General features: G+C 57.7%; 20 protein-coding genes. 13 read left to right on the top strand and 7 right to left on the bottom strand.

What is annotated here, in order from left to right; all coding sequences use genetic code 11:
- Positions 1–60: 60 nt before the first annotated feature.
- The 4 genes from WCJ41_RS12880 to WCJ41_RS12865 all read left to right on the top strand — a co-directional run bounded on the left by WCJ41_RS12880 (position 61) and on the right by WCJ41_RS12865 (position 3,991).
- On the top strand, positions 61–1,170 hold the full coding sequence (locus tag WCJ41_RS12880; protein ID WP_336906227.1) for a four-carbon acid sugar kinase family protein: 1,110 nt from the start codon (positions 61–63) through the stop codon (positions 1,168–1,170).
- Positions 1,167–2,162 carry a 4-hydroxythreonine-4-phosphate dehydrogenase PdxA gene (gene pdxA, locus WCJ41_RS12875; protein ID WP_336906226.1) on the top strand — a complete coding sequence of 332 codons (996 nt, stop codon included), beginning with the start codon at positions 1,167–1,169 and terminating at the stop codon, positions 2,160–2,162. The genes WCJ41_RS12880 and pdxA overlap by 4 nt, the downstream gene beginning before the upstream one ends.
- A complete protein-coding gene (locus WCJ41_RS12870) occupies positions 2,149–3,201 on the top strand; it encodes a malate/lactate/ureidoglycolate dehydrogenase (RefSeq protein ID WP_336906225.1) in 1,053 nt (350 codons plus the stop codon). Before pdxA ends, WCJ41_RS12870 begins: the two co-directional genes overlap by 14 nt.
- A 64-nt stretch (positions 3,202–3,265) precedes the next feature.
- Positions 3,266–3,991 (top strand): aldolase/citrate lyase family protein, encoded by a 726-nt coding sequence (locus WCJ41_RS12865; RefSeq protein WP_336906224.1) that lies wholly within the window; start codon positions 3,266–3,268, stop codon positions 3,989–3,991.
- A 10-nt stretch (positions 3,992–4,001) separates the two neighbouring features.
- Here WCJ41_RS12865 and WCJ41_RS12860 read toward each other — a convergent pair whose 3' ends face one another.
- Positions 4,002–4,700, bottom strand: coding sequence for an RraA family protein (locus WCJ41_RS12860; RefSeq protein WP_336906223.1), 699 nt, complete (start codon positions 4,698–4,700; stop codon positions 4,002–4,004).
- Positions 4,701–4,888: 188 nt separating this feature from the next.
- On the opposite strand from WCJ41_RS12860, the gene WCJ41_RS12855 reads away from it, so the two are divergent.
- From WCJ41_RS12855 to WCJ41_RS12830, 6 genes are all read left to right on the top strand, one after another.
- Entirely contained in the window at positions 4,889–5,869 is a 981-nt protein-coding gene (locus WCJ41_RS12855) for an ABC transporter substrate-binding protein (RefSeq protein ID WP_336906237.1), read from the top strand.
- 96 nt (positions 5,870–5,965) lie between these two features.
- Complete coding sequence (locus tag WCJ41_RS12850) at positions 5,966–7,477, top strand: sugar ABC transporter ATP-binding protein (RefSeq protein WP_336906236.1); 1,512 nt, start codon at positions 5,966–5,968, stop codon at positions 7,475–7,477.
- Complete coding sequence (locus WCJ41_RS12845; RefSeq protein ID WP_336906235.1) at positions 7,467–8,462, top strand: ABC transporter permease; 996 nt, start codon at positions 7,467–7,469, stop codon at positions 8,460–8,462. Before WCJ41_RS12850 ends, WCJ41_RS12845 begins: the two co-directional genes overlap by 11 nt.
- The gene (locus WCJ41_RS12840; RefSeq protein WP_336906222.1) at positions 8,459–9,436 is read left to right on the top strand and encodes an ABC transporter permease; all 978 of its coding nucleotides are present in this window, start codon (positions 8,459–8,461) and stop codon (positions 9,434–9,436) included. Before WCJ41_RS12845 ends, WCJ41_RS12840 begins: the two co-directional genes overlap by 4 nt.
- 36 nt (positions 9,437–9,472) lie before the next feature.
- The gene (locus WCJ41_RS12835; RefSeq protein ID WP_336906221.1) at positions 9,473–10,036 is read left to right on the top strand and encodes an SIS domain-containing protein; all 564 of its coding nucleotides are present in this window, start codon (positions 9,473–9,475) and stop codon (positions 10,034–10,036) included.
- A gap of 100 nt (positions 10,037–10,136) precedes the next feature.
- Complete coding sequence (locus tag WCJ41_RS12830; protein WP_336906220.1) at positions 10,137–12,527, top strand: transketolase; 2,391 nt, start codon at positions 10,137–10,139, stop codon at positions 12,525–12,527.
- Positions 12,528–13,735: 1,208 nt separating this feature from the next.
- Here WCJ41_RS12830 and WCJ41_RS12825 read toward each other — a convergent pair.
- The 3 genes from WCJ41_RS12825 to WCJ41_RS12815 are packed head-to-tail and all read right to left on the bottom strand — an operon-like array spanning position 13,736 to position 17,135.
- The gene (locus WCJ41_RS12825) at positions 13,736–14,653 is read right to left on the bottom strand and encodes a plasmid partitioning protein RepB C-terminal domain-containing protein (RefSeq protein ID WP_336906219.1); all 918 of its coding nucleotides are present in this window, start codon (positions 14,651–14,653) and stop codon (positions 13,736–13,738) included.
- Positions 14,650–15,561, bottom strand: a complete 912-nt coding sequence (locus WCJ41_RS12820) for a plasmid partitioning protein RepB C-terminal domain-containing protein (protein WP_336906218.1) — start codon at positions 15,559–15,561, stop codon at positions 14,650–14,652. The genes WCJ41_RS12825 and WCJ41_RS12820 overlap by 4 nt, the downstream gene beginning before the upstream one ends.
- Positions 15,561–17,135, bottom strand: coding sequence for a recombinase family protein (locus WCJ41_RS12815; protein WP_336906217.1), 1,575 nt, complete (start codon positions 17,133–17,135; stop codon positions 15,561–15,563). Before WCJ41_RS12815 ends, WCJ41_RS12820 begins: the two co-directional genes overlap by 1 nt.
- Before the next feature lie 93 nt (positions 17,136–17,228).
- Here WCJ41_RS12815 and WCJ41_RS12810 point away from each other — a divergent pair, with 93 nt between their 5' ends.
- The 3 genes from WCJ41_RS12810 to WCJ41_RS12800 all read left to right on the top strand — a co-directional run bounded on the left by WCJ41_RS12810 (position 17,229) and on the right by WCJ41_RS12800 (position 18,879).
- Positions 17,229–17,636, top strand: coding sequence for a hypothetical protein (locus tag WCJ41_RS12810; RefSeq protein WP_336906216.1), 408 nt, complete (start codon positions 17,229–17,231; stop codon positions 17,634–17,636).
- A 173-nt stretch (positions 17,637–17,809) separates the two neighbouring features.
- Positions 17,810–18,196 carry an MbcA/ParS/Xre antitoxin family protein gene (locus WCJ41_RS12805; RefSeq protein ID WP_336906215.1) on the top strand — a complete coding sequence of 129 codons (387 nt, stop codon included), beginning with the start codon at positions 17,810–17,812 and terminating at the stop codon, positions 18,194–18,196.
- The gene (locus WCJ41_RS12800; RefSeq protein ID WP_336906214.1) at positions 18,196–18,879 is read left to right on the top strand and encodes an RES family NAD+ phosphorylase; all 684 of its coding nucleotides are present in this window, start codon (positions 18,196–18,198) and stop codon (positions 18,877–18,879) included. Before WCJ41_RS12805 ends, WCJ41_RS12800 begins: the two co-directional genes overlap by 1 nt.
- Positions 18,880–19,328: 449 nt before the next feature.
- On the opposite strand, the gene WCJ41_RS12795 is transcribed toward WCJ41_RS12800, so the two are convergent.
- The 3 genes from WCJ41_RS12795 to WCJ41_RS12785 form a co-directional block, all read right to left on the bottom strand.
- The gene (locus WCJ41_RS12795; protein WP_336906213.1) at positions 19,329–19,787 is read right to left on the bottom strand and encodes a hypothetical protein; all 459 of its coding nucleotides are present in this window, start codon (positions 19,785–19,787) and stop codon (positions 19,329–19,331) included.
- Positions 19,788–20,597: an HIT domain-containing protein gene (locus tag WCJ41_RS12790; RefSeq protein ID WP_336906212.1), complete on the bottom strand. Its 810-nt coding sequence runs from the start codon at positions 20,595–20,597 to the stop codon at positions 19,788–19,790.
- Between the two features lie 232 nt (positions 20,598–20,829).
- A partial coding sequence (locus WCJ41_RS12785; RefSeq protein WP_336906234.1) for a fasciclin domain-containing protein occupies positions 20,830–20,939 on the bottom strand: 110 nt, incomplete at its 5' end.

Raw genomic sequence — 20,939 nt, 5'->3', positions numbered from 1 at the left:
TCGGTCTTAGAGCTGCGAGGCCTCGGGCTCCGGAACCAGTGTATTGAAGGAGAAACGCCGATGGTGCCCGAGTTGGGCGTACTTGCGGATGATTTGACGGGCGCCCTCGATTCGGCAGCCCCGTTTGCCACGCGATGCTCTCCAGTCACCGTCGTGAGTTTGGGACCCAAGCCAAAAAAATGCGAAAAATTCGCCATCGACATGGAATCACGAGATTTGGCGCAAGATGCCGCAATGGATAAAATGACTTCACTACTGCCCGAGTTGGGCACGTGCCGCGTCGCATTCAAGAAAATAGATTCCCTAATGCGGGGCAGCACTTTTGCCGAGCTCCGCGCTTGTTGTGAGAGCAAGCTGTTTGGGACCGTTGTCATTGCGCCGGCTTTCCCGCAACAGGGCCGGATCACTAAAGGCGGCCGGCAATTTGCAGTGGACGCAAGGGGAGCCTGGAATCACGCCGGGGGTGTCATCGCGGAGGAGTTGGGAAACGGGCGCGCCCGGACACGGTTGGTCGCCAGGCATGGCGAGCTTGAGGGAGGCGGTGTTGCCATCTGCGACGCGGAGTCCTACGGCGACCTCCAACATATTGTTTCGGCCCGCGCGCAACTCGATGGGCCTGTGCTTTGGTGCGGCTCTGCCGGTCTCGCGCGCGAGCTCAGCAAGAACCAGGATGCGATATTCAGACCAAAGGGCCAGCGCCGGCTTGCTATTGTCGGAAGCCGTCATCCCGAAACACTCGCGCAGGTAGATTATTTTCGTACTCTGCATCCAGAAGCCGTCACCATGATTCGGACCGCGTCAGACGTAGTCGCGGCAATTAAGCATATCGACTTTAACCTACATCGCCGGGGACTTGCGTTAGCGCAGCTTGCACCGGAAATTGAGGACTCAGGCCGCGCCTGCCATCTCCACCATCTCTTTTTCGAGAAGCTGAAGGGACTACCGTTACCGGATTTGGTCACCGTTGCGGGCGGAGATACGCTCTACCGCCTGACCCAAACGATGCAAATGACTGAGCTATCCGTCGTCGGTGAATGGACGCCCGGTGTAGCAGTGTCTATACCCCGAGACGGCCATTGGGCGGGGATTTTCATTGTCTCGAAATCCGGTGCATTTGGGCGCAGCGACTTCCTACGTTCATTGCTTGACGCAGCGAAGTGGACGGAATGACGCCGCGAAGAATTGGCATTACTATGGGCGACCCTGCGGGTATCGGGCCAGAAGTCATTGTAAAGGCTCTTGCTGCAATGCGCGAGCGCGACACCACGCTCGCATTCGCGCCAGTGATCTACGGCGCCCCACCCGTGCTCGCAGCTGCAGCCAACTCCCTCGGCGTTGACATCGGCGCACCCGTTATCGATATCTTTGGTTCCACGCGAGCAATCCCGGTGGGCGTCGTGAGTGCTGAAGCCGGCCACCTCGCTTATCTTGCCATCGAGCGAGCCGTCGCTGATGCAATGTCCGGCGCAATTGTGGCTATTGTTACCGCTCCGATCTCCAAGGAGGCTATCAATCTTGCAGGCCACGCCTATTCAGGCCATACCGAGATGCTGGCGAAGCTCAGTGGCAGCGATGACAGTTGCATGATGCTCGCCCATGGCGGTATCCGCGTATCGCATGTGTCCACTCATGTAGCGCTGAGCAAGGTTACGTCACTTGTTACCCCTCACCGAATTTCCCGGGTGATCGATCTTACTGTCGCAGCCCTGATACGGCTCGGCATCGCTCAGCCCCGAATTGGTGTCGCTGCACTCAACCCCCACGCTGGAGAAGGCGGATTGTTTGGCATCGAAGATGCGAATATCATCGCGCCAACGGTTCTATCCTTTCGAAGTCGCGGCATCGACGTGAGCGGCCCGATCTCCGGTGATACGATTTTTGTGCGCGCGCTGGGGAAGGAGTTTGATGCAGTGATCGCTATGTATCACGATCAGGGCCACATCCCCGTCAAGCTTCTTGGTTTCCATGTCGATCCCGCTACTGGAAAGTGGACGGCGCTTCAGGGCGTTAACATCACCCTGGGTCTTCCGTTTGTCCGGACATCCGTAGATCACGGAACCGCTTTTGACATTGCCGGTAGGGATATCGCCTCGGCCCAGAGCATGATCGAGGCCATCGACTACGCCCTCAATTTAGCGGATCGACGCGATGCGAAAGATTGAAGCAGCAAGGATGGAACCCTTCGTGGTGGCAATATTCGCCGCTGCGGGATCCGAGGAAACAGAGGCGGAAATCATTGCATCCCATCTTGTCGAAGCGAGCCTCATGGGCCATGACTCCCATGGCCTCATACGTATTTCGAAGTATGTCAGTTGGCTGCGCGCGGGCGAAGTGGTGGCGAACCAACATGCTCGGGTGGTAACGGATCGCGGCGCGTTGCTCGTGATTGACGGCAATTTCGGTTTCGGCCAAGTGATAGGCAAAGAAGCGATGGAGCTTGCGGCCGAACGGGCGCGTCTCCACGGAATGGCGGCTATGGCGATCCGCAACTCAGGCCATCTCGGCCGCATAGGAGCTTGGCCGGAGTTGCTCGCACAGCGGGGGTATGCCTCCATTCATTTTGTCAACACCTCCGGCTATGGCATTCTGGTTGCTCCCCATGGCGGCAGCGACCGGCGTTTCTCAGCAAATCCCATCGCAGCAGGTGTGCCCAGGGCGGGCGGAAGCCCCTATATTCTGGATATTGCAACATCGTCGACCGCGGAAGGCAAAATCCAAGTGGCCCGCAACAAGGGTAAAAAACTCCCGGCCGGCATGTTGCTTGATGGACAGGGTCGCCCTACCGACGATCCGCAAGCTTTTTACGCTGATCCTCCAGGTGCGATCCTGCCCTTTGGCGCCCACAAGGGATCAGGCCTCTCGTTTTTCTGTGAAGTTCTCGCCGGGTCGCTCTCCGGCGGGTTTGCCAGCAATCCGCAGTCACCAACAGCCAAGCGTCTCGTCAATAACATGTTGTCAATGGTCTTCGATCCAGCCGCCTTCGGGAGCGCCGAAGCTTTTACAGAAGATGTGTCTCGGTTAGCCGGTTGGTCCAAGGCGTCGCCACCAGCAAATCCAGGTGAAGCGGTTTTGCTTCCCGGCGAAATCGAACGGAAGACTTATGCTGAGCGACTGGCCGACGGACTTCCTGTCGATGAAGAAACCTGGGGGCAGATTGTGGCGTCAGCGACGTCCCTTGGTGTCGCCATTCCCAAATTTTAGTATGATAATGCGCCCAAACACTGTGCGAGCCAGATTAAAAGCCGGTGCCACGACCTATGGCATTATGGCCGCAGAGTTCTTCACGCCAGGCTTTTGCCAGATTGCCGCAAATGCCGGAGCGGAGTTCGTGATCTTCGACATGGAACACGGTGCCGTCGGCATCGACATGCTGAAGGCGCAGATTGCCTTTGCGCGCGGAACAGGTATCGCTCCGTTTGTCCGCGTACCCGGGCTTGCCTATCATCTCATCGCACCAGTACTTGATGCGGGCGCAATGGGCATCATGGTGCCAATGATCGAATCCAGGGAACAGGCGGAGAGCCTGGCGCGCTGGTGCCGTTATCGTCCCGAGGGTGCGCGCGGATTGGGCTTCGGCGTGGGTCACGATGACTACCGCGGGGGGGATATCGTAACCGCCATGCGTGAGGAGAATGAGCGAATTCTGGTCATCGCGCTGATCGAGACTGAGACAGGAATAGCGAATGCCGATGCTATCCTTTCAGTTCCCGGCATTGATGTCGGTTGGATGGGGCACTACGATCTTACTAACACCATGGGAATCACCGCGGAATTCAGCCGACCCGAATTCCATGCAGCAGTAGACGAACTGGTTGTAGCCTGCAAAAAATACCAGAAAGCGCCGGGGTATCTTGCCACCAACGTAGCGATGGCCCGGGAGTGGCGCGCCAAGGGCTTCCGCTGTCTCTGCTACGGGACCGATATCGGGGTATTCCAGGGCGCACTGTCGAATGCATTGCAGAGCCTGAAGTCAGATTCAGCTGACGCCTGAAAAGGCGGGATTAGCTGATGTCTTCCATCTGCTTGAAAGCGGCGCGGATATCAGCAGTTGAAAACCCCGGGCGCTTACATGCATCAAGAATGACGCTTTCGCGCCGAACCAAAAGCGCCGATGCATCGGCGATGAAGCCGACCGCCGCTCTGGGAATGACGACGGCCCCATGGCAATCCGCGTGGATGATGTCACCCGGCGCAACCTGGAGACCAGCCACCGTCACTGGACAGTCATAGTCTACGATGTCGGCAAAGACATGCGACGGCATGATTGATCCTGCCAGGACAAAAAATCCTTCAGCCATTTGGGGAATGTCGCGCACGGCTCCGTCGGTAATGACACCAGAACATCCCAGAGCCTGATGTAGATGTGTTTGTACCTCGCCCCAGAAAGCGCCCAGATTGCGCTCGGTCTCATCGGCGTCTTGGATGACGGCAATACTCGGCCGCGGCCCGTTCTCGACATACTCGTAGTAGCCAAACCGCAAGCGCATTTGCTCGGCTCGACCTTCGGGGTGGGGGGTGCTTGAGCGTATGATCGCTGTTCGAGCATAACCGATTACTGGCCCCCTGTCGGTGAAGGGCGCGATAAGCGGCAGGCGGTTGAAGCCCTTCGTCCGAGTGTGGGTATCCACGAGTTCGAGAGCGTTGCAGATGGTCGGGGTATCGAACTGCGCCAGGCGGAGCAACGCATCAGAAGAAATCATTTGGCGACACCTCAAAGGCGAGTTCCAAATCATTGCATGACTGTGCAAAACATGTCAAATATGCTCAGGCGCGGAAAAACCAAAACGCACTACGCTACTACGGCGGCATGTCCGGCTGATCGACAATCTAGCCGGCACAGAAGAGACCAGACTGAGGAATGCAAACGACAACAAAGGAGACTAAAATGTTGAAATCCATCTCCCGTCGCTCGCTCTTGACGGCAACGGTTGGCCTAGCACTAGTCACTAGGATGCGACCCGCTTGGGCACAGCTACCGCCACTCGCGAAAAAGGCTTCATACAAGGTCGGTTTTGCACAAACGGAAAGCAACAATCCCTGGCGCCTTGCGCAAACCGAGAGCATGCAGAGCGAAGCTAAGAAGCTTGGTTATCAACTGGTCTACACCGATGCAGCCGGCTCTGCCGCCAAGCAGGTCGCGGACGTCAATAGTATGATCGCGCAGGGCGTCGATCTCATCTTCCTGCCGCCGCGCGAGGAAAAACCACTCATCCCTGCAATCATGAATGCCAAAAATGCGGGAATTCCAGTGATCCTCGTTGACCGTGACGTTGATCATACCTTGGCAAAACCGGGCGAAGACTATGTCACCTTCACCGGCTCGGATTTTGTTGACGAAGGAAAGCGCGTCGCGGAATGGCTGGTCAAGGCCATGGGCGGTAACGCAAAGATCATCGAGATCGAGGGAACTGTCGGATCCTCCCCGGCCAATGACAGACGGAAAGGTTTCGACACCTTCATGAAGGACCATCCTGGAATGGTGATACTTGCCAGCCAGTCTGGAGACTTTGCCCGCGACAAGGGCCGCCAGGTAATGGAGACGCTATATCAAGCCCACCCTGATGCCACGGCAGTTTACGCCCATAGTGACGAAATGGCACTGGGCGCCATTTCGGCTATCGAGGCCGCAGGTAAAGTGCCGGGTAAGGACGTGATGGTGGTTGGCGTTGACGGCGAGAAGGCAGCTCTTGAGGCCATCATCGCCGGCAAGATGGGCGCTACCTGCGAATGTAATCCGCGGTTTGGGCCCGGCGCCTTCGCCATCATGGCGCGATATGCTGCTGGAGAAACCCTTCCCACCTTCATCAAGAATGAGGACAGGTTCTTCGACGCGACCAACGCCAAGGAAAACGTCGACAGCGCGTTCTAATTAGTTATCATCCATCACATGACCGGAGCCAGCGAGGCGCTGGCTCCGGCTCTTTTACGGGGATTCTCGATGGACGGTCCGTTGCCGCTTCTTCGAATGGAGGGCATGAACAAGCGGTTTTCGGGTGTACCCGCCCTGTCGGGGGCGAGCCTCGACATCGACCCGGGCGAGGTGCATGCACTTGTTGGGCAGAATGGTGCCGGCAAGTCGACATTGATCAAGATCTTGACTGGCGCCTACCGCAAGGATGCTGGGGACATCACTTTCGAAGGCAGACGCATCGAGTTTGCCTCACCAGAAGCCGCCCAGCGCGGCGGTATTTCCACGATATATCAGGAGATAAATCTCATTCCCTACCGATCGGTTGCCGAGAACATTTTTCTCGGCCGTCCGTACCGGCGTTTTGGCTTTCTAGACTGGCCGCGCATGAACCGGGAGGCTACCGAACTGCTCCGCCGCTTTGATGTCCGGATAGACGTGCATGAACCACTCTTCGCCTTCAACACTGCAATCCAGCAAATGGTGGCAATCGCGCGCGCAGTATCCTTCGACGCCAAGCTCGTCATCATGGACGAGCCCACTTCATCACTCGCCGACAACGAGGTTGAGATCCTCTACGGGGTGATCCGGCAACTGCGTGCGACTGGCATTTCGGTGATCTTCGTCAGCCACAAGCTCGACGAGCTTTACGAGGTCTGCGACCGAGTTACCGTGATGAGGGATGGGCGTACCATCGCAACCACCAGCATGGCGGACATCTCAAAGCTCGAACTCGTGGCGGCAATGCTTGGACGTGACATGCAGTCGGTTCGTCGCGAGGGCCAGACGAGTTTTCATGGCAAGAGCCATGGTGTCCATCGAGATCTTTTGTCGGCCGATGGCCTTGTGGCAGGGACAAAGGTCAAGAATGCAAGCGTATCAGTCAGCTCTGGCGAAATTTCAGGACTTGCTGGCCTTCTCGGATCGGGCCGGACTGAAGTGGCGCGCCTCATCTTCGGGGTAGATCAACCTGACGCCGGCACAATCGTCATGGAAGGCAGGGCTGTGAAGTTTGCCGAACCCATTGATGCTATCAATCGCGGCATTGGCTACTGCTCCGAGGACCGCAAAGTCGAAGGCATAGTCCCCGAAATGTCGGTACGCGAAAACCTGACGCTGGCCATCCTGCCCCGCCTGTCGCAATGGGGCATCGTCGATGAGGTCCGCCAGCAAGAAATTGTGAACAAGTTCATTGAGCGCTTAGGCATCAAGACGTCTGGCCCTGACCAAAAAATCCGAGAGCTCTCAGGCGGCAATCAACAGAAGGTGCTCCTGGCACGCTGGCTATGCCTGGACCCGAAAGTTCTCATACTCGATGAACCAACACGTGGCATCGACGTGGGTGGAAAAGCCGAAATCCAGATGCTTATCCGTGAATTGGCCGAGACGGGGCTTGGTGTGCTGATGATTTCATCGGAGTTGGAAGAAGTTATCGAAGGTAGCGACCGGGTTTTTGTCTTACGTGATGGCCGAACGGTTGCTGACCTGCAAAGGGAAGAATTGAGCGAGATTGTTGTTATGACGGCTATGGCGCATGGGGAGGGAACAGCCGATGGCAATGCGGCTTAGCGCTGTGGACCGCGACGCTGAACCTACCGGCACCCGGGTGCTCCTTTGGCTCAGCCGCTATGGCACCATCTTAGCGTTGGTTCTACTCATTCTATTCAATCTCGCCTTCACGCGCAATTTTGCAACCTGGCAGACGCTCAACATCAATCTTACTCAGGTCTCCACCATCGTCATCGTAGCCATCGGCATGACGTTGGTCATTGGTTCGGGCGGGATTGATCTTTCGGTTGGATCGTTGATGGCGATTGCGGGGGCTTTGGCGCCACTCGTTTTTCTAAACCGCATTGTCGAATTTCCGAATATCTATGTCGGCGTTGCTTTCGCTTTCGTCATTCCCGTGATGATTGCTGGCCTTTTCGGATACTTGAATGGTTGGCTGATTACCCGGTTTAATGTCCAGCCCATCGTCGGAACGCTTATCCTATTCATTGCCGGCCGCGGGATTGCCCAGTCTTTCACCGATTCCAACCAGGTGATCTTCACGACGCCGGAGTTTCAATTCATCGGTCTAGGTCGTGTGTTTGGAATTCCCATCCAGGTGCTGATCATGACTGTCATCGTAGTGCTCGCGGCATGGACGATCCGGCGCACTATATTCGGCAAACAGCTCCTTGCCATTGGCGGCAACGAAACAGCCGCCCGTCTGGCCGGCGTGCGCGTGACGCGCATCAAGCGTCAGGTCTACACTATCAGCGGCATTTGTTCGGGTATCGCCGGGCTCATTGTGATTGCACGAAATTCAGCTGCAGATTCCAATCTCGTTGGCCTTGGGGTTGAACTCGACGCTATCGCGGCCGTGGCGGTCGGCGGTACGTTGCTTACGGGAGGTAGAGCCTATGTGTTTGGCACCCTGCTGGGTGCACTCATCATCCAACTTGTCCGCTTCACGCTGCTCGCCAATGGCGTGCCTGATGCCGCCGCCTTGGTAATCAAGGCGGGATTGATTATACTTGCAGTTTGGCTGCAACGGCGGGCGGCATCATGACCTACATCCCCCGTTTGTTGCGTGGGCAGAGCGTATTGCTGGCACTTGCGCTTCTCGTACTCTTCGGCGCCTGGCGTTACGACCACTTTCTCGGCCTATTCAACGTCCTAACGTTTCTGCGGTACAATTCCATGTTCGCGCTAATTGCGCTTGGCATGTGTTTTGTGATTATGACTGGTGGTATAGACCTCTCGGTGGGTTCCACGGCGGCTATGGCGAGTGTTGTCGCCGCCTATGTCAGCCCTTACGGTCTGCTGCCCGGCTTGGCGTGCGGCGCCCTCGCTGGTATAGCCGTCGGGGTGCTGAACGGCCTGCTGATAACCCAGCTCAATATTCTGCCCTTCATCGCAACGCTTGCCAGCATGCTTGCTGCTAGCGGTTTGGGATTGCTGTTGGCAGGCAACGAGTCCATCAGCGTGTCTTACGAGAGCGGTTTCACGGTGATCGGACAGGGCGACATTCTGGGATTTCCGATACCGGCGTGGATCGCAATCATGGTATTCGCCTTGGGTTCACTCATACTCAACTTCACGTCCTTCGGACGCAATATCTTGGCGGTCGGAGGTGGCGAAGATGCAGCCCACCTGATGGGTCTGCCGGTGAACCGAGTAAAATTCATTGTCTACGTTATCAGCGGTCTGATGGCTGGTCTTGCTGGGGTCCAGCTTGCGGCCCAGTTCGGAGCCGGCCAGCCTACTGAGGGGCTGGGTTGGGAACTCTTTGCTATCGCCTCGGTCGTGGTCGGCGGCACGTTACTCACCGGCGGTGTTGGTTCAGTTGGTGCAACGTTGTCTGGCGTGCTGCTACTCGGGCTCGTGTTCAACATTCTGAACTTTGAGAACGGCATGGGATTCGTTTCGCTGCGGGCCCATTGGCAATCGATCCTGCGCGGTGCATTTTTGCTTTTGGTCGTCATCGTACAAAGCCGACTGGCTCTGCGGGTACGCCGGCGGATCCGATTAAGCGCAAACTAAACGGCTTTCGAATTGAAGAAGAATAAGGAGGACTCTATGAGCAATTCCATTTCCGAACTCGGCGTCCGCGCCATCGCTGACCTGAGCGGCGTCTTTGCTGCCATGCCGGACGCAGCGGCCGATAACCTCATTGAGGCTGTAGTGAAAGCGCGGCGCATCTGTCTCTATGGTGCTGGCCGTGAGGGCCTGGCGCTGCGCGGTTTTGCCATGCGTCTCTTCCATATGGGGCGCGATGCCCATGTTGTCGCCGACATGACAACCCCACCCGTGGGTCCCGGCGACCTTCTGATTGTCACGGCCGGTCAGGGGTGGCTTCCAACGGCGGAAACTTTCATGGAGATTGCCAAATCTGCGGGTGCGCAGACGGCGATCATCACAGCCCAACCCGAAGGTCGGGCATCTAAGAAAGCAGATATTCGCGCTGTCATTCCTGCCCAGACCTTGGCGAACGATCGCGGCGCGTCGGTTTCAGTCCTTCCTATGGGCTCCCTCTTCGAAATCGCGGAAGCCATTTTCTTTGAACTGGTGATCCTCAAGCTGCGCGAACGGGTGGGTGAAACTGCAGAATCCATGCGGGCACGGCACACCAATCTCGAATGATAGCGTTGAACACAGATGGCGGAGTTTTGGGAAACCAGCCGCATCATAGTGGCACTGATCACCGGCGTTCCTTTCGAGCGCCAGAGAAGGATTTGCTTTAGTGGATGATGCAGAGCTCAAACTCCTGTCTGCCATAGAGCAAAAAGTCTTGTGGCTTTCGTGCTGGACCATTCACAACGCAAATCACCTGAGGGAAAAGTCCGACGGGTTGAAGGTTGGTGGCCATCAGGCATCCTCAGCCTCGATGGTGTCCATCATGACGGCGCTCTACTTTGCTGTCTTGCGGCCGCAGGATCGCATTGCGGTGAAGCCACATGCTTCGCCGGTGTTTCACGCCATCCAATATCTGGTGGGAAATCAGACCCTTGAGAAGTTGGAGGCCTTCCGCGCCTATGGCGGGTCCCAATCCTATCCCAGCCGCACCAAGGATATCGACGACGTTGATTTCTCCACAGGTTCGGTAGGCCTGGGCGTGGCGATCACCGCCTTCGCTGCGCTGGTCCAAGACTATCTGCGAGCCAAACCCTGGGGACCTCGTGGCGTGGAGGGCCGGATGATCGCGCTTGCGGGGGATGGCGAGTTGGACGAGGGCAACATCTACGAATGCCTGCAGGAGGGCTGGAAACACGAGCTGCGCAATACCTGGTGGATCATCGACTACAATCGCCAGAGCCTCGACGGCATCGTGCGAGAAGGCCTCTATGACCGCATCGAGGCAATTTTCTGCTCGTTCGGTTGGGAGGTGGTGGTGCTGAAAAACGGTAGGCTGCAGAAAGCAGCCTTTTTTGAGCCCGGCGGCGAGAAGCTCGAATCGTGGATCAGCCGTTGCCCCAACTCACTTTATTCCGCACTTGTCTTCCAGGGAGGAGCTGCATGGCGCAAACGCCTGATGGACGACATCGGCGACCAGGGACCAGTTACCGCCTTGATCAACCGGCGTTCCGACGCGGAACTGCAGACGTTGATGACCAATCTCGGCGGCCATTGCCTGGATAGCCTGGTTCAGACTTTCAGGAGCATCGACCATGATCGCCCGGTGGTCTTCATCGCCTATACTATTAAGGGATGGGGCACGCCTCTGGCCGGCCACAAGGACAACCATGCGGGGCTGATGACCGTTGAGCAAATGCGGCAATTCCAAACCGGCATGGGCGTGCCCACCGGCGCTGAGTGGGAAAGACTGGCAGGCCTGAAAGTCGATATCCCATCCTTCAACCGTTTTCTTGCCGAAGTGCCTTTCTTTGCGAACGGATACCGGCGCTTCAGCGATGAGAGAATTGTGCCGCCTGGGCCACAATTCCTTGCCGATCGCCTGATTTCCACCCAGTCTGGATTCGGTAAAATTCTCGACGGTCTGGCAAGTTCAGGTGGTGCCCTGGCCGATCGCATCGTCACCACCTCTCCCGATGTGACGGTTTCAACCAACTTGGGCCCGTGGGTGAACAGACGAGGGCTCTTCGCCCGCCGTGAGATTGCCGACACCTTCCGGGAGGAACGCATTGCCTCGGCGCAGAAGTGGCGTTTTTCGCGGGAGGGCCAACATATCGAGCTGGGCATCGCGGAAATGAACCTCTTCTTGCTGCTTGGCGCTGCCGGCCTCAGCCATTCCCTGTTCGGTAAGCGCCTTCTGCCTGTGGGCACGGTCTATGATCCCTTCGTCATGCGTGGACTCGATGCCCTGAACTATGCCTGTTACATGGATGCGCGCTTCTTACTTGTCGGCACACCGTCGGGGGTCACGCTCGCTCCGGAAGGAGGTGCCCACCAATCCATTGCCACTCCACTCATCGGCATAGCTCAGGATGGGATCGCTGCCTTTGAGCCTGCCTTTGTCGATGAATTGGCGATCATTATGGACTGGGCCTTCGATTATCTGCAGCGTGATAGCGACGGTGACCCCAATGAGCGCACATGGTTACGCGATGAGACTGGAGGTTCGGTGTATCTCCGCTTGTCCACGCGGGCGCTTGACCAGCCGTTGAACCGTAAAGGCGATGCATTTGCCCAGGGGGTGATCGATGGCGCCTATTGGTTGCGACCGCCAGGCCCCAATGCCGAGGTGATCATTGCCTATCAGGGATGCATCGCGCCGGAGGCTATCGAAGCAGCAGGATTGATCGGCGAGGACCGCCGGGACGTCGGCCTTCTGGCGGTTACATCATCGGACCGACTCAATGCCGGCTGGCATGCCGCGCAGCGCGCGCGGCGACGCGGCAATGGCATGGCGCTGAGCCATATTGATCGGCTATTGGGCGATGTGCCCCGCCATTGCTTGTTGATCACCGTGATCGACGGCCATCCTGCAACCCTCGCCTGGCTCGGTGGCGTTGCCGGCCACAGGACAATCGCTCTCGGTGTCGAACACTTCGGCCAGACCGGAACCATTGCTGAACTCTACCGCCACTTTGGCATTGACGCTCTATCAATTATTGGAGCTGCATCCGCACTTACTGTCGGCAGGCCGGTCCGCCATCAAGGGTCGGCGGTCTGAAATTGTCCGAAGGCCTTGAGAGATTTTCGGGCGCGTGATTGTTATTTGAACTGAGAGCTGTCCCTCAATTTTTATTGAGGGGGAAGCGTGGCGCGCTGCTAATACCAAAGGTTCTTGGGTCTGACTTACGTGGGGATTCCCCTGAAGTTGGAGTTCTGATTCACTGGGCGCGAGGAGGATTCGCGTCGTGCCATCAGCAGTGCCCTTGCGAACGGATTTTTCGGCACGTAAACTTCGTCTGTTGGCGAAGCAGTCTCGGGACAACAATCAGAGCAGACGGAGGTCTTGAAGCAATTGGCACCGTCGGCAGATCGCGACGATGGCGCCTGAGGGCATCCTCTGAGGGGCTTTTCTTTTCGAGAAACTACTTGGGGCCGCACCCGGGATTCGAACTCTCCCGAATTTCGAGACCAATGAAATCAATAATTAAAAGCGAAAGAGAGTTCGCCCCCAGCACCTCTCCCTCCGCCATTACGCAGAATTGCGAACAACTACGCTGGAGCCCGCTCAACCCCGCAGGAGCCGACAAAATTTGAGCGGATACAGGTAGTTACAAACTATCTCTTGTCCCCTGGCATCTACGCCGCTTTGCGAACAAATCCGCTCGTTTGCAAAATTCAGGCGACGCTACTCCAAGATTTGTCGCGAAACGCCGAATTCTCGGGACGCTGAAGAGGCCGTCGTAGTCCGGTTGGGAGCCCAGGGCCGCTATCCTTCGGCCGTATGCCGCGTCTTGCCGGCATTTGGCGTCGACATGGCTACTGTATGCCTGATGGAGGCTTTCTCGAATGCTTCGATGTCTTCCAATCGGTAGATGACCCGTCCGCCGATCTTCAGGAAGATGGGACCTGTCCTGGAGCATCTCCATCTTTCAAGGGTTCGGGGCGACATCCGCCAGCGAAACGCAAGTTCCGCCTGGTTGAAATGGGAAATGCGCAGTTTGCTTCTCCTCTGTGGCTTAGGACTGTGATGCCAACTTCGGAGATCACGGGGCGTGCCGGGAGCGCAATAGCGCTCAACCAGCACGCCCACATACGTTACGGCTGACCGAGATCAGCCATACGGCCAGCGAAATCTCGTGCTGGCCTGGTGGGCTCTGGACGGGTTCGCCGTCGTCCCCACCGCCGCGATCGATCCGTCTCACCGTACGGCGTCTCCCGCGGTCCCCGCGCTTTTCGGGTCCGGGTCCCCCTCAACTCCAGACCTGTTCAGCCGGCTTCAGGCGGCAAGGTGGTCGTCATTTCGGCAATCGTCTGAAACTCGGCCATGAAATCCGGCCGGTTCTGCATGAGGTACCGGACGATCCGGGCATTGCCGAGGAGCTTGGCCACGTAGCCCTTGATGACGGTCAGTTGCAGGTGATCCTGACCGTAGGAGTCCTGGATGGACGTGAAGCTCTCTTGTAGCCTGGCAAGTTCCCCCTCAATGCGCGCCATGGCCTCGGGGGTCATCCGTTTCAGGAGCTTGGGCTTGGAACCATCCACCAGCTGAGCCTGTGGTGTCCCGGCGAGAATGGCTGAGGCATAGGCGACGGAATAGTTGTTGGCGTTCACGAGCAGTTCTGCGGCCTCGATCTGGCGGAGGACCTTCATCTTCCTGAGGATTTCGAAGACGGCCATCGGACATTGTTTGTCCTTCAGAATGCCGGCGACCTCTTCGCTGATACCGTCCAGCATCTTGACCTTTCGCCTGACGCTTTGCGGGGCGATGTCGAGCGCCTTCGCAATCTTGTCTTCGGGTACTCCACGCTCGATTGCGCGGACAATCATGCGGTGTTCCTGTACGGCGGAGAGGCGGCTGATCCGCTTGTTGTAGGTGAAGGCCTCGTCGTCAGTCGACACAAGGCAGTCGACCTCCGGGATCCCGAGATCCTTCAGAACTTCGAGGCGAAGATGGCCGTCGAGGAGAAGGAAACTTCCGGGTTGACCTGGATTACGCGACACGACGGGCGGTTCGACCAATCCAACCTCCCGCACCGACGCGGCGATCTGCTTGAACTTCTTGCTGGTCCTGACGGCAGCCGGGAAGGGGCGGACTGGCAGAATGGAATCGACGGGTAACCTGATGACGTCACCCTCGAAGCTGACTGACACGTCGCCGCCCTGCGTTTGAGCCCGCTTGGTCATGCGGCAGGCCGTGCCTGGAGTGAAACCTCGAGATAAGAGGGCATCATTTCCAACCCTTCCGCCCGCAGTAGCGTCAGGAAATTCTCGTCTTCGCGGAGCAATCGGAAGGCCTCCACGACGAAGAGCAGCCGGCCTTGGGTCAGTTCTGCCTTCTTGATCATCAGCTTCTGACGGTCAGTTTCCTGTCGGTAGGCGCGCACGAGGGCGTCGCTTGTGAGCGGGCGCTTGTAGCCCTCCTTGCGCCCGGCGCGGGGATCGCTGATATGCCGCCCACGTCGTTGACGCTGCTGCAGGAGCCGCAGCACCGCCGCGAGCTTTTTCCCGCGCAACTTCTTTTCGGTATAGGCTTCCACTAGGGCGCGCTGGGCATTCTCGTCCTCGGCCTTCGATATGTCGATGGCGAGACTGAGGGGCAGGGTGCCGATCTCGACGGCCGACACCAGCCGCTCCTCGCCGCGATCGAGGAGGCCAGCGATCATGTTCACGTATTCGGCCGAGACGCCGATCTTCTCCCCGATCTGGCGGTCGTTGTAGCCGCGCTTTCGCAAGGCGCCGATTTCGCGCATGAGATCGATGGCCTTGTGCTGGCGGCGGGCACAGTTCTCGACGAGGCTCATGACCAGGCAGTCGCGTTCATCGGCATTGATAACGATGGCGGGAATCTTGCTCTGGCCGAGTTGGACGAAGGCCTCGAGGCGACCCTGACCACAGACGAGATCATACTCGACGGGGTTCGTATCGGGACGCCTGCTGACGGTGATGGGACGCTTCAGTCCGACCCGGGAAATGTTCTCGACGATCTCCTCGAAGTTGCGGCGGTTGCGAACCCGGGGATTGAGCACCCGGATCAGCTCGGTCGGAATATGGACGATGCGCTTCTCTGAAACATGGTCTTTGCCGCGAGCCATCATGCAGCCTCCGCAATTCGAGCCCGCCCCGCGAGCGCGTAGAAGAAATCGAGTGTTTCGAACCGGTAGGCGTCGAGAGAGAAGCCGTTCTGCTCAGAGAGCCGAAGACGGGCGATCGTCATGTCGATGCTGGGAAGGAGATAGTAGTCCCGCGGCGCTTCGTTCATCTCGTCCATGCGCACGGCAATGGTGATGTCGGGGACAAGGCCCGTATCGAGCCGGATTGTCCATCTCAGGGAACCAGCCCCTGTTTCCTGGCATCGCGACAAGACGACTGAAACCGTGAATTCGTCATTGACCCGGAGCTGATCGGTCTTTGAATCGAGGACTGCGTGACCGCCGGAACGCGCGATGCCAGCAATGATATCCGCAACGATCCTGGGGTGAGCTTGTCGAAGGGTCCGGTTGATTTCGATATAGCGATAGTCCCGCTCCGGCTCATACCCGATCAGCTGGTAGGCACGCAGCAAGCTGCCAAAGCGGCTTCTGTAGGCGCTCGAGGAGGGCAGGTGGTCCTGTTCGTCGATGATGAGCCCGGATAGCATTCCCTCACGGAGGAGGATGTCACGCAAGGTGGCGAGGAGTTCCTCATCCGTGAAGTGCCGGCTTCGCGCATCGACGATCTCGCGGGCCCGGCTGAACAGTGCGGTGTCGACGACGGCAGGATAGGCTCCCTCGGCGCGGATCCACATTTCCCTGGGGTTCTGGACGCGCCGCTGCTTAAGCTTGAAGGAGACTTTCGCGAAGACATTGTTGCCGATGTATTTCTCGTTGGTCAGGACCTGGTGGACGGTGGCCCGAGTCCACGGTCGGCCGAGATCCGTTCGGAGCCCTTCGGCGTTCAGACGTGCCGCGATTTCGCGCTCGGGCCGGTTCTCATTGACGAACATCTGGTACATTGACTGCACGATGCGCTGTTCGTCCTCAGGGCCGGGGACCAGGATGACACGATCGGTCTGCAGGCTCTTCTGTTCGCCGCGCGATAGCTCTCCCTTGGGTGTGCCATGCTCGTCGATGAGGACGCGGCGGAGGCCGTAGCCGGCGGCACCTCCTTGTCGGAAGCCCAGTTCGACGAGCCGGCACTGGCCGGCGAAGACCTTGACGGAAAGCTCGCGGCTGTATTCACCCGCCATCACGCGTTTGACGGTTTTCAGCAGGTTCGAGCCGATACTGCCGTCGTTTTCGAATTGCTCGCCGCAGTAGTGGACACGGATCCCTGCGCGTGAGCAGACGTGCTCGTGATAGGCGCCCTCATCGGCATCCTGAAACCTGCCCCAGCGGCTCACGTCATAGACCAGGATGGCCCTGAAGTCGGCTTGGTCGGATATGACCTCCGACATCAGTTTCTGGAGTGCCTCGCGCCCGTCAAGCCGTAGCCCCGAACGGCCGGAGTCCTCGAACACGCGGAGGATGGTTAGGCCGCGAGCGGTGGCATAATTCCGGATGACGTCGAGCTGGTTCTCGGTCGAGTACTTCTGGTGGTCGGTTGACATTCGGACATAGGCGACAGCGGGTACGTCCTTGTCGGCAAGTGTTTCGCCCGTCTGCGGGGTCTTCGCGTACCGTCCACTCAACCGCCTGTCCTCACGATTTCACGGCGGCCGTCGTGTGCCTCGCAACGCCACCAATTCAAATCTCCTTGCTCATGTTGAGCCAAGGAGGATGGAATGTCGTTTCCAAAAAAGGGCAAGTTCTTTCCAGGCGGAACCGCGCATGCTGCCGGCGGCAATGGTCAGCATGCTGCCAGTTTTGCCGGCGAGATCGCAGCAGCATTGCGTCGGTCTGTTGGATCGGGCGGAGGAGGTATCAAGATCGTGGCCGGCTGGACCGGGGCCAACGAGAAGACCGTGAAGAACTGGTTTGCGGGCCGCTACGGCCCGAGTGGGGAGCACCTCGCCGTACTCGTGCAGCGCTCGGATGAGGTCCTGAGCACCTTTCTGGTGATGGCCGGTCGGGAGGATCTCATGGCGTCGGTGAAACTGGCCGCGGCCGAGAAGGCGATTATGGAGCTGCTGGAGGCTGTTCGAAGCATTGCCCATGTTGACGATGGCGAAGGGAACCAGAATAGCGTGTAATCATCTGAAATATTTAGGAAAATCGTAGTCAGTTGCTTCAAGGGGGCCTTCGCTGGGTGTTCTTGGCGGAGGCCCTTACTGGGAACCGTAGCGGGCTCTGATTGTTTATAATCTGCCAGAAACTTGATTTCCGCGCAGAATATGCACATATTCGGTTCCGGAGGATACCTACAATGCCCAATGCGACAACCGCCAAGGTCTTGGACCGCAAGGACCTGACCGGACCCGCCCTGCGCACTTTTTTCCGGATCGCGGAGGCATGGGGTCTTCAGGAACAAGAGCAGATGCGGCTGCTGGGTCTTGAGAGCCGGTCCACGCTTCAGTCGTGGAAGCGGGGCGGCGTGTCGACTATCCCCAAGGACGCACTGGAGCGGATCTCCTACGTCATGGGCATCTACAAGGGACTTCACATCCTTCTTCCCAAGACCGCTGATCAGTGGGTGCGGAAGCCCAACGGTGCCAAGACATTCGGCGGGCGCTCGGCACTTGAAAGAATGACGTCGGGCAACGTTGCCGACCTCTACGTGGTTCGCCAGTATGTGGATGCGCAGCGCGGCTGATGACAGACATCCCGATTGCAAGGATCGAGTGGCGCCCGTGTTTTCGTATCGTCCCGAGCCGGTTCCCACCGATCAATCTCTTCGAAGCCGTCGCGGATCCCGCAGACCTCGATGCGGTCTATCAGATTGAGGCGATGACCAATGACAGGCTTCGCGAGGAGGTGGGAGACATATCCTTGGTCCCGCCCGAGGACCGGGTGTCCGGACCCGGGAGCTCACCCATCATGGCTGCGTTCACCCACCTCAATTCCGAGGGGGATCGCTTCACGAACGGCACGTATGGCGTCTTCTATGCTGGCCGCACGATCGAGACGGCCATCGCAGAAACGCGCTATCATCGTATCCGCTTTCTGCAGGCGACCAGCGAGCCCGCCCAGGAACTCGATATGCGGGTATACGCTGTCGATCTCGATGCCGAACTTCATGATATCCGCGCAATGCGCGAAAGCCATCCTGCCTACTATCATCCCACCAGCTATGGGGTGTCACAGGAGCTTGCTCTGCAACTCCGCGAAAATGGCTCAGGTGGGATTGTCTTCGGAAGCGTTCGTGATGAGGGCGGGGAATGTGCGGCTGTATTTCGCCCCCGGTTGCTTTCCAATTGCCGGCAGGAACGGCACCTCTGCTACGTGTGGGATGGAAAGACGATCTCGACCATTTACGAGAAGAGGAGTTTCGGATGACATCTGAAGCTCCCAGTCTCTGCCTGGCGGGAAGGAGCGCAGCCCTGCGTAAACGCTCCTAACTGACAGTTTCCGCAATCTTACCAAGGGCTTCGCTTCACCCCGCCGAGAGAGTTCGCGCCCAGCATCTCTCCCTCCGCCACTTTACCAGTGCTAACTCCAATACAGCCCCGATGAGCGTCGAAATTCCTTTTGGTTTCAAAAGGGTTTGCAGAAGTAGTGCGGACTTCGGAGACTGCCAAGCAGCCTGAATTCAGTCTCTGACGGGCCACCGTCTCTTTCCGACCGGACCCCACCAAAGTCGGTACGCATTCAAAAAATCACGGCATTTCAATTTGTTAACTGACCGGACCTCTCGGGGAGTTTACATCGGATTTCTCGCTACCCGATTGAATCTGCGTAAACAGTTCCACGCAGCGCAGCGCACGCGAAGGTAGGGTTGGCTAACGTCACTCCAGAGGATTGAGAAATGGCTTTCGTCCAAAGACTTCGCCCCTACGCGCCGCTCGCTCTAGGGAATATGCCTCAGCAGAAGTCTGAACGAGGGCGTAAGCGTAATCCAAGTGCAAGTGGATGAATTTCCGGGTTCTGGCGTCGAGGTTGAGTTCGCCAGATGCAAACAAAGGCATTTCGTCCGGCGTGAGCGAGGGGATGACGAACCTGTTAGCCACGTAGACGCAGAACTGGTCGCCTGACAGCCTGCCGCTCCAGTGACTGGCGAGCCGGGTGACAAGGCCATATTTCCTCGGCTGCGCACTGGCCTTGGCATCGATCTCGCGACCCGACATGCCACAGTAGATCAGTTCATCACCTTTCCAGATCGCGTATACGCCAGCGGCCACTGAGGGAACGGCTGGGTTTGGCCACGCCGAGAACGGGAATCGTTCTGAGAATATCTGACCTGACATTCAGTATTTCTGCTTCGCAGGAATAACACCGCGGACGCCACCCCGAGGCTCTGCAACATCGCCCTCACGACGCGGGATGAGATGAACATGTACGTGGAATATTGTCTGACCGGCATCCTTGCCGGAATTGATCCCCACGTTGAAGCCCGTAACGGCATTGTCTTTTCTCAGAATGTCAACACGCCGCTCATGAAGCATACTTTGGATCGCATTCAATTCCGGTTGGTACAGATCGAAGTAGTCTGCGACATGGCGCTTGGGGATCACTAGCGTATGAAGTGACGTTACGGGAAAGGAGTCCCAGATTGCATAACACAGCTCGTTTTCCGAAACGATACGGTCGGGTGCCATCTGACAGAATACGCAGTCTTCAGATCGATTTTGGTATGAGGCCAGAACCCCTCGAAAGTCGGTATCGTCCTTGTCGCGTTTGTTCGTATTACAGGTGATACACAAGGCTTGGAAATTGCTGATATCGTCAGAACCTCCTCGCGCTCGTGGTACGATGTGATCTACGTGCAAGGCGACATGTTCTTCATGTCCGCCGCAGAGTTCGCTACGGTAACGCGCCCGTTTCAGAACCTCATACCTGACAGAGCCAGGCACATATCCGTCGGACGGGGCTCGATGCTCCCAGATGTAATGACCACGCTTTTCGATATAATCGGCCAAGCGCTCCTCGCAAACTTGAAGCAACGCAGCCTTCTCGCTGTCGCTCAAAGAGCCGATGTTGAGCTTGTAACCGGTGATCCGGCTTCCCTTCCTTAGCGGCTCCGCAATGCCATTTTGGGTGAGCACCTTGCCCACCATGTTCTTGGTCCGAAGCTCATAGTACTCGACCTGCGATCTATCTTAGCTTAGCAATGCTTTTGCGATGGTCTCGGTGTCCGCCTGCCCGCCGTTCTGGAGCAGAACTCTCAGCATGACCGGCTGGTAGATGTGCGACATCCGCATTGATCGACGGATGTAGTCTTCCAGCTGCCCGAAAGATAAGAAATGCCCGGAGTAAACTCCGGGCAAGCCAGTATCAATTCCGAGCAGTTCAGGCCTTTGGCATCAGCACTGTGTCAACGACGTGGATCACGCCGTTCGTGCAATTGATGTCTGCTGTCGTCACCTTGGCGCCATTGACCGTGACGCCGGACGTGCCAT

Source organism: Aestuariivirga sp., assembly GCF_037139295.1.
GTDB lineage: Bacteria > Pseudomonadota > Alphaproteobacteria > Rhizobiales > Aestuariivirgaceae > Aestuariivirga.
Note: the sequence above shows the minus strand (reverse complement) of the source record. Positions and strands in the feature narration are given on the sequence as shown.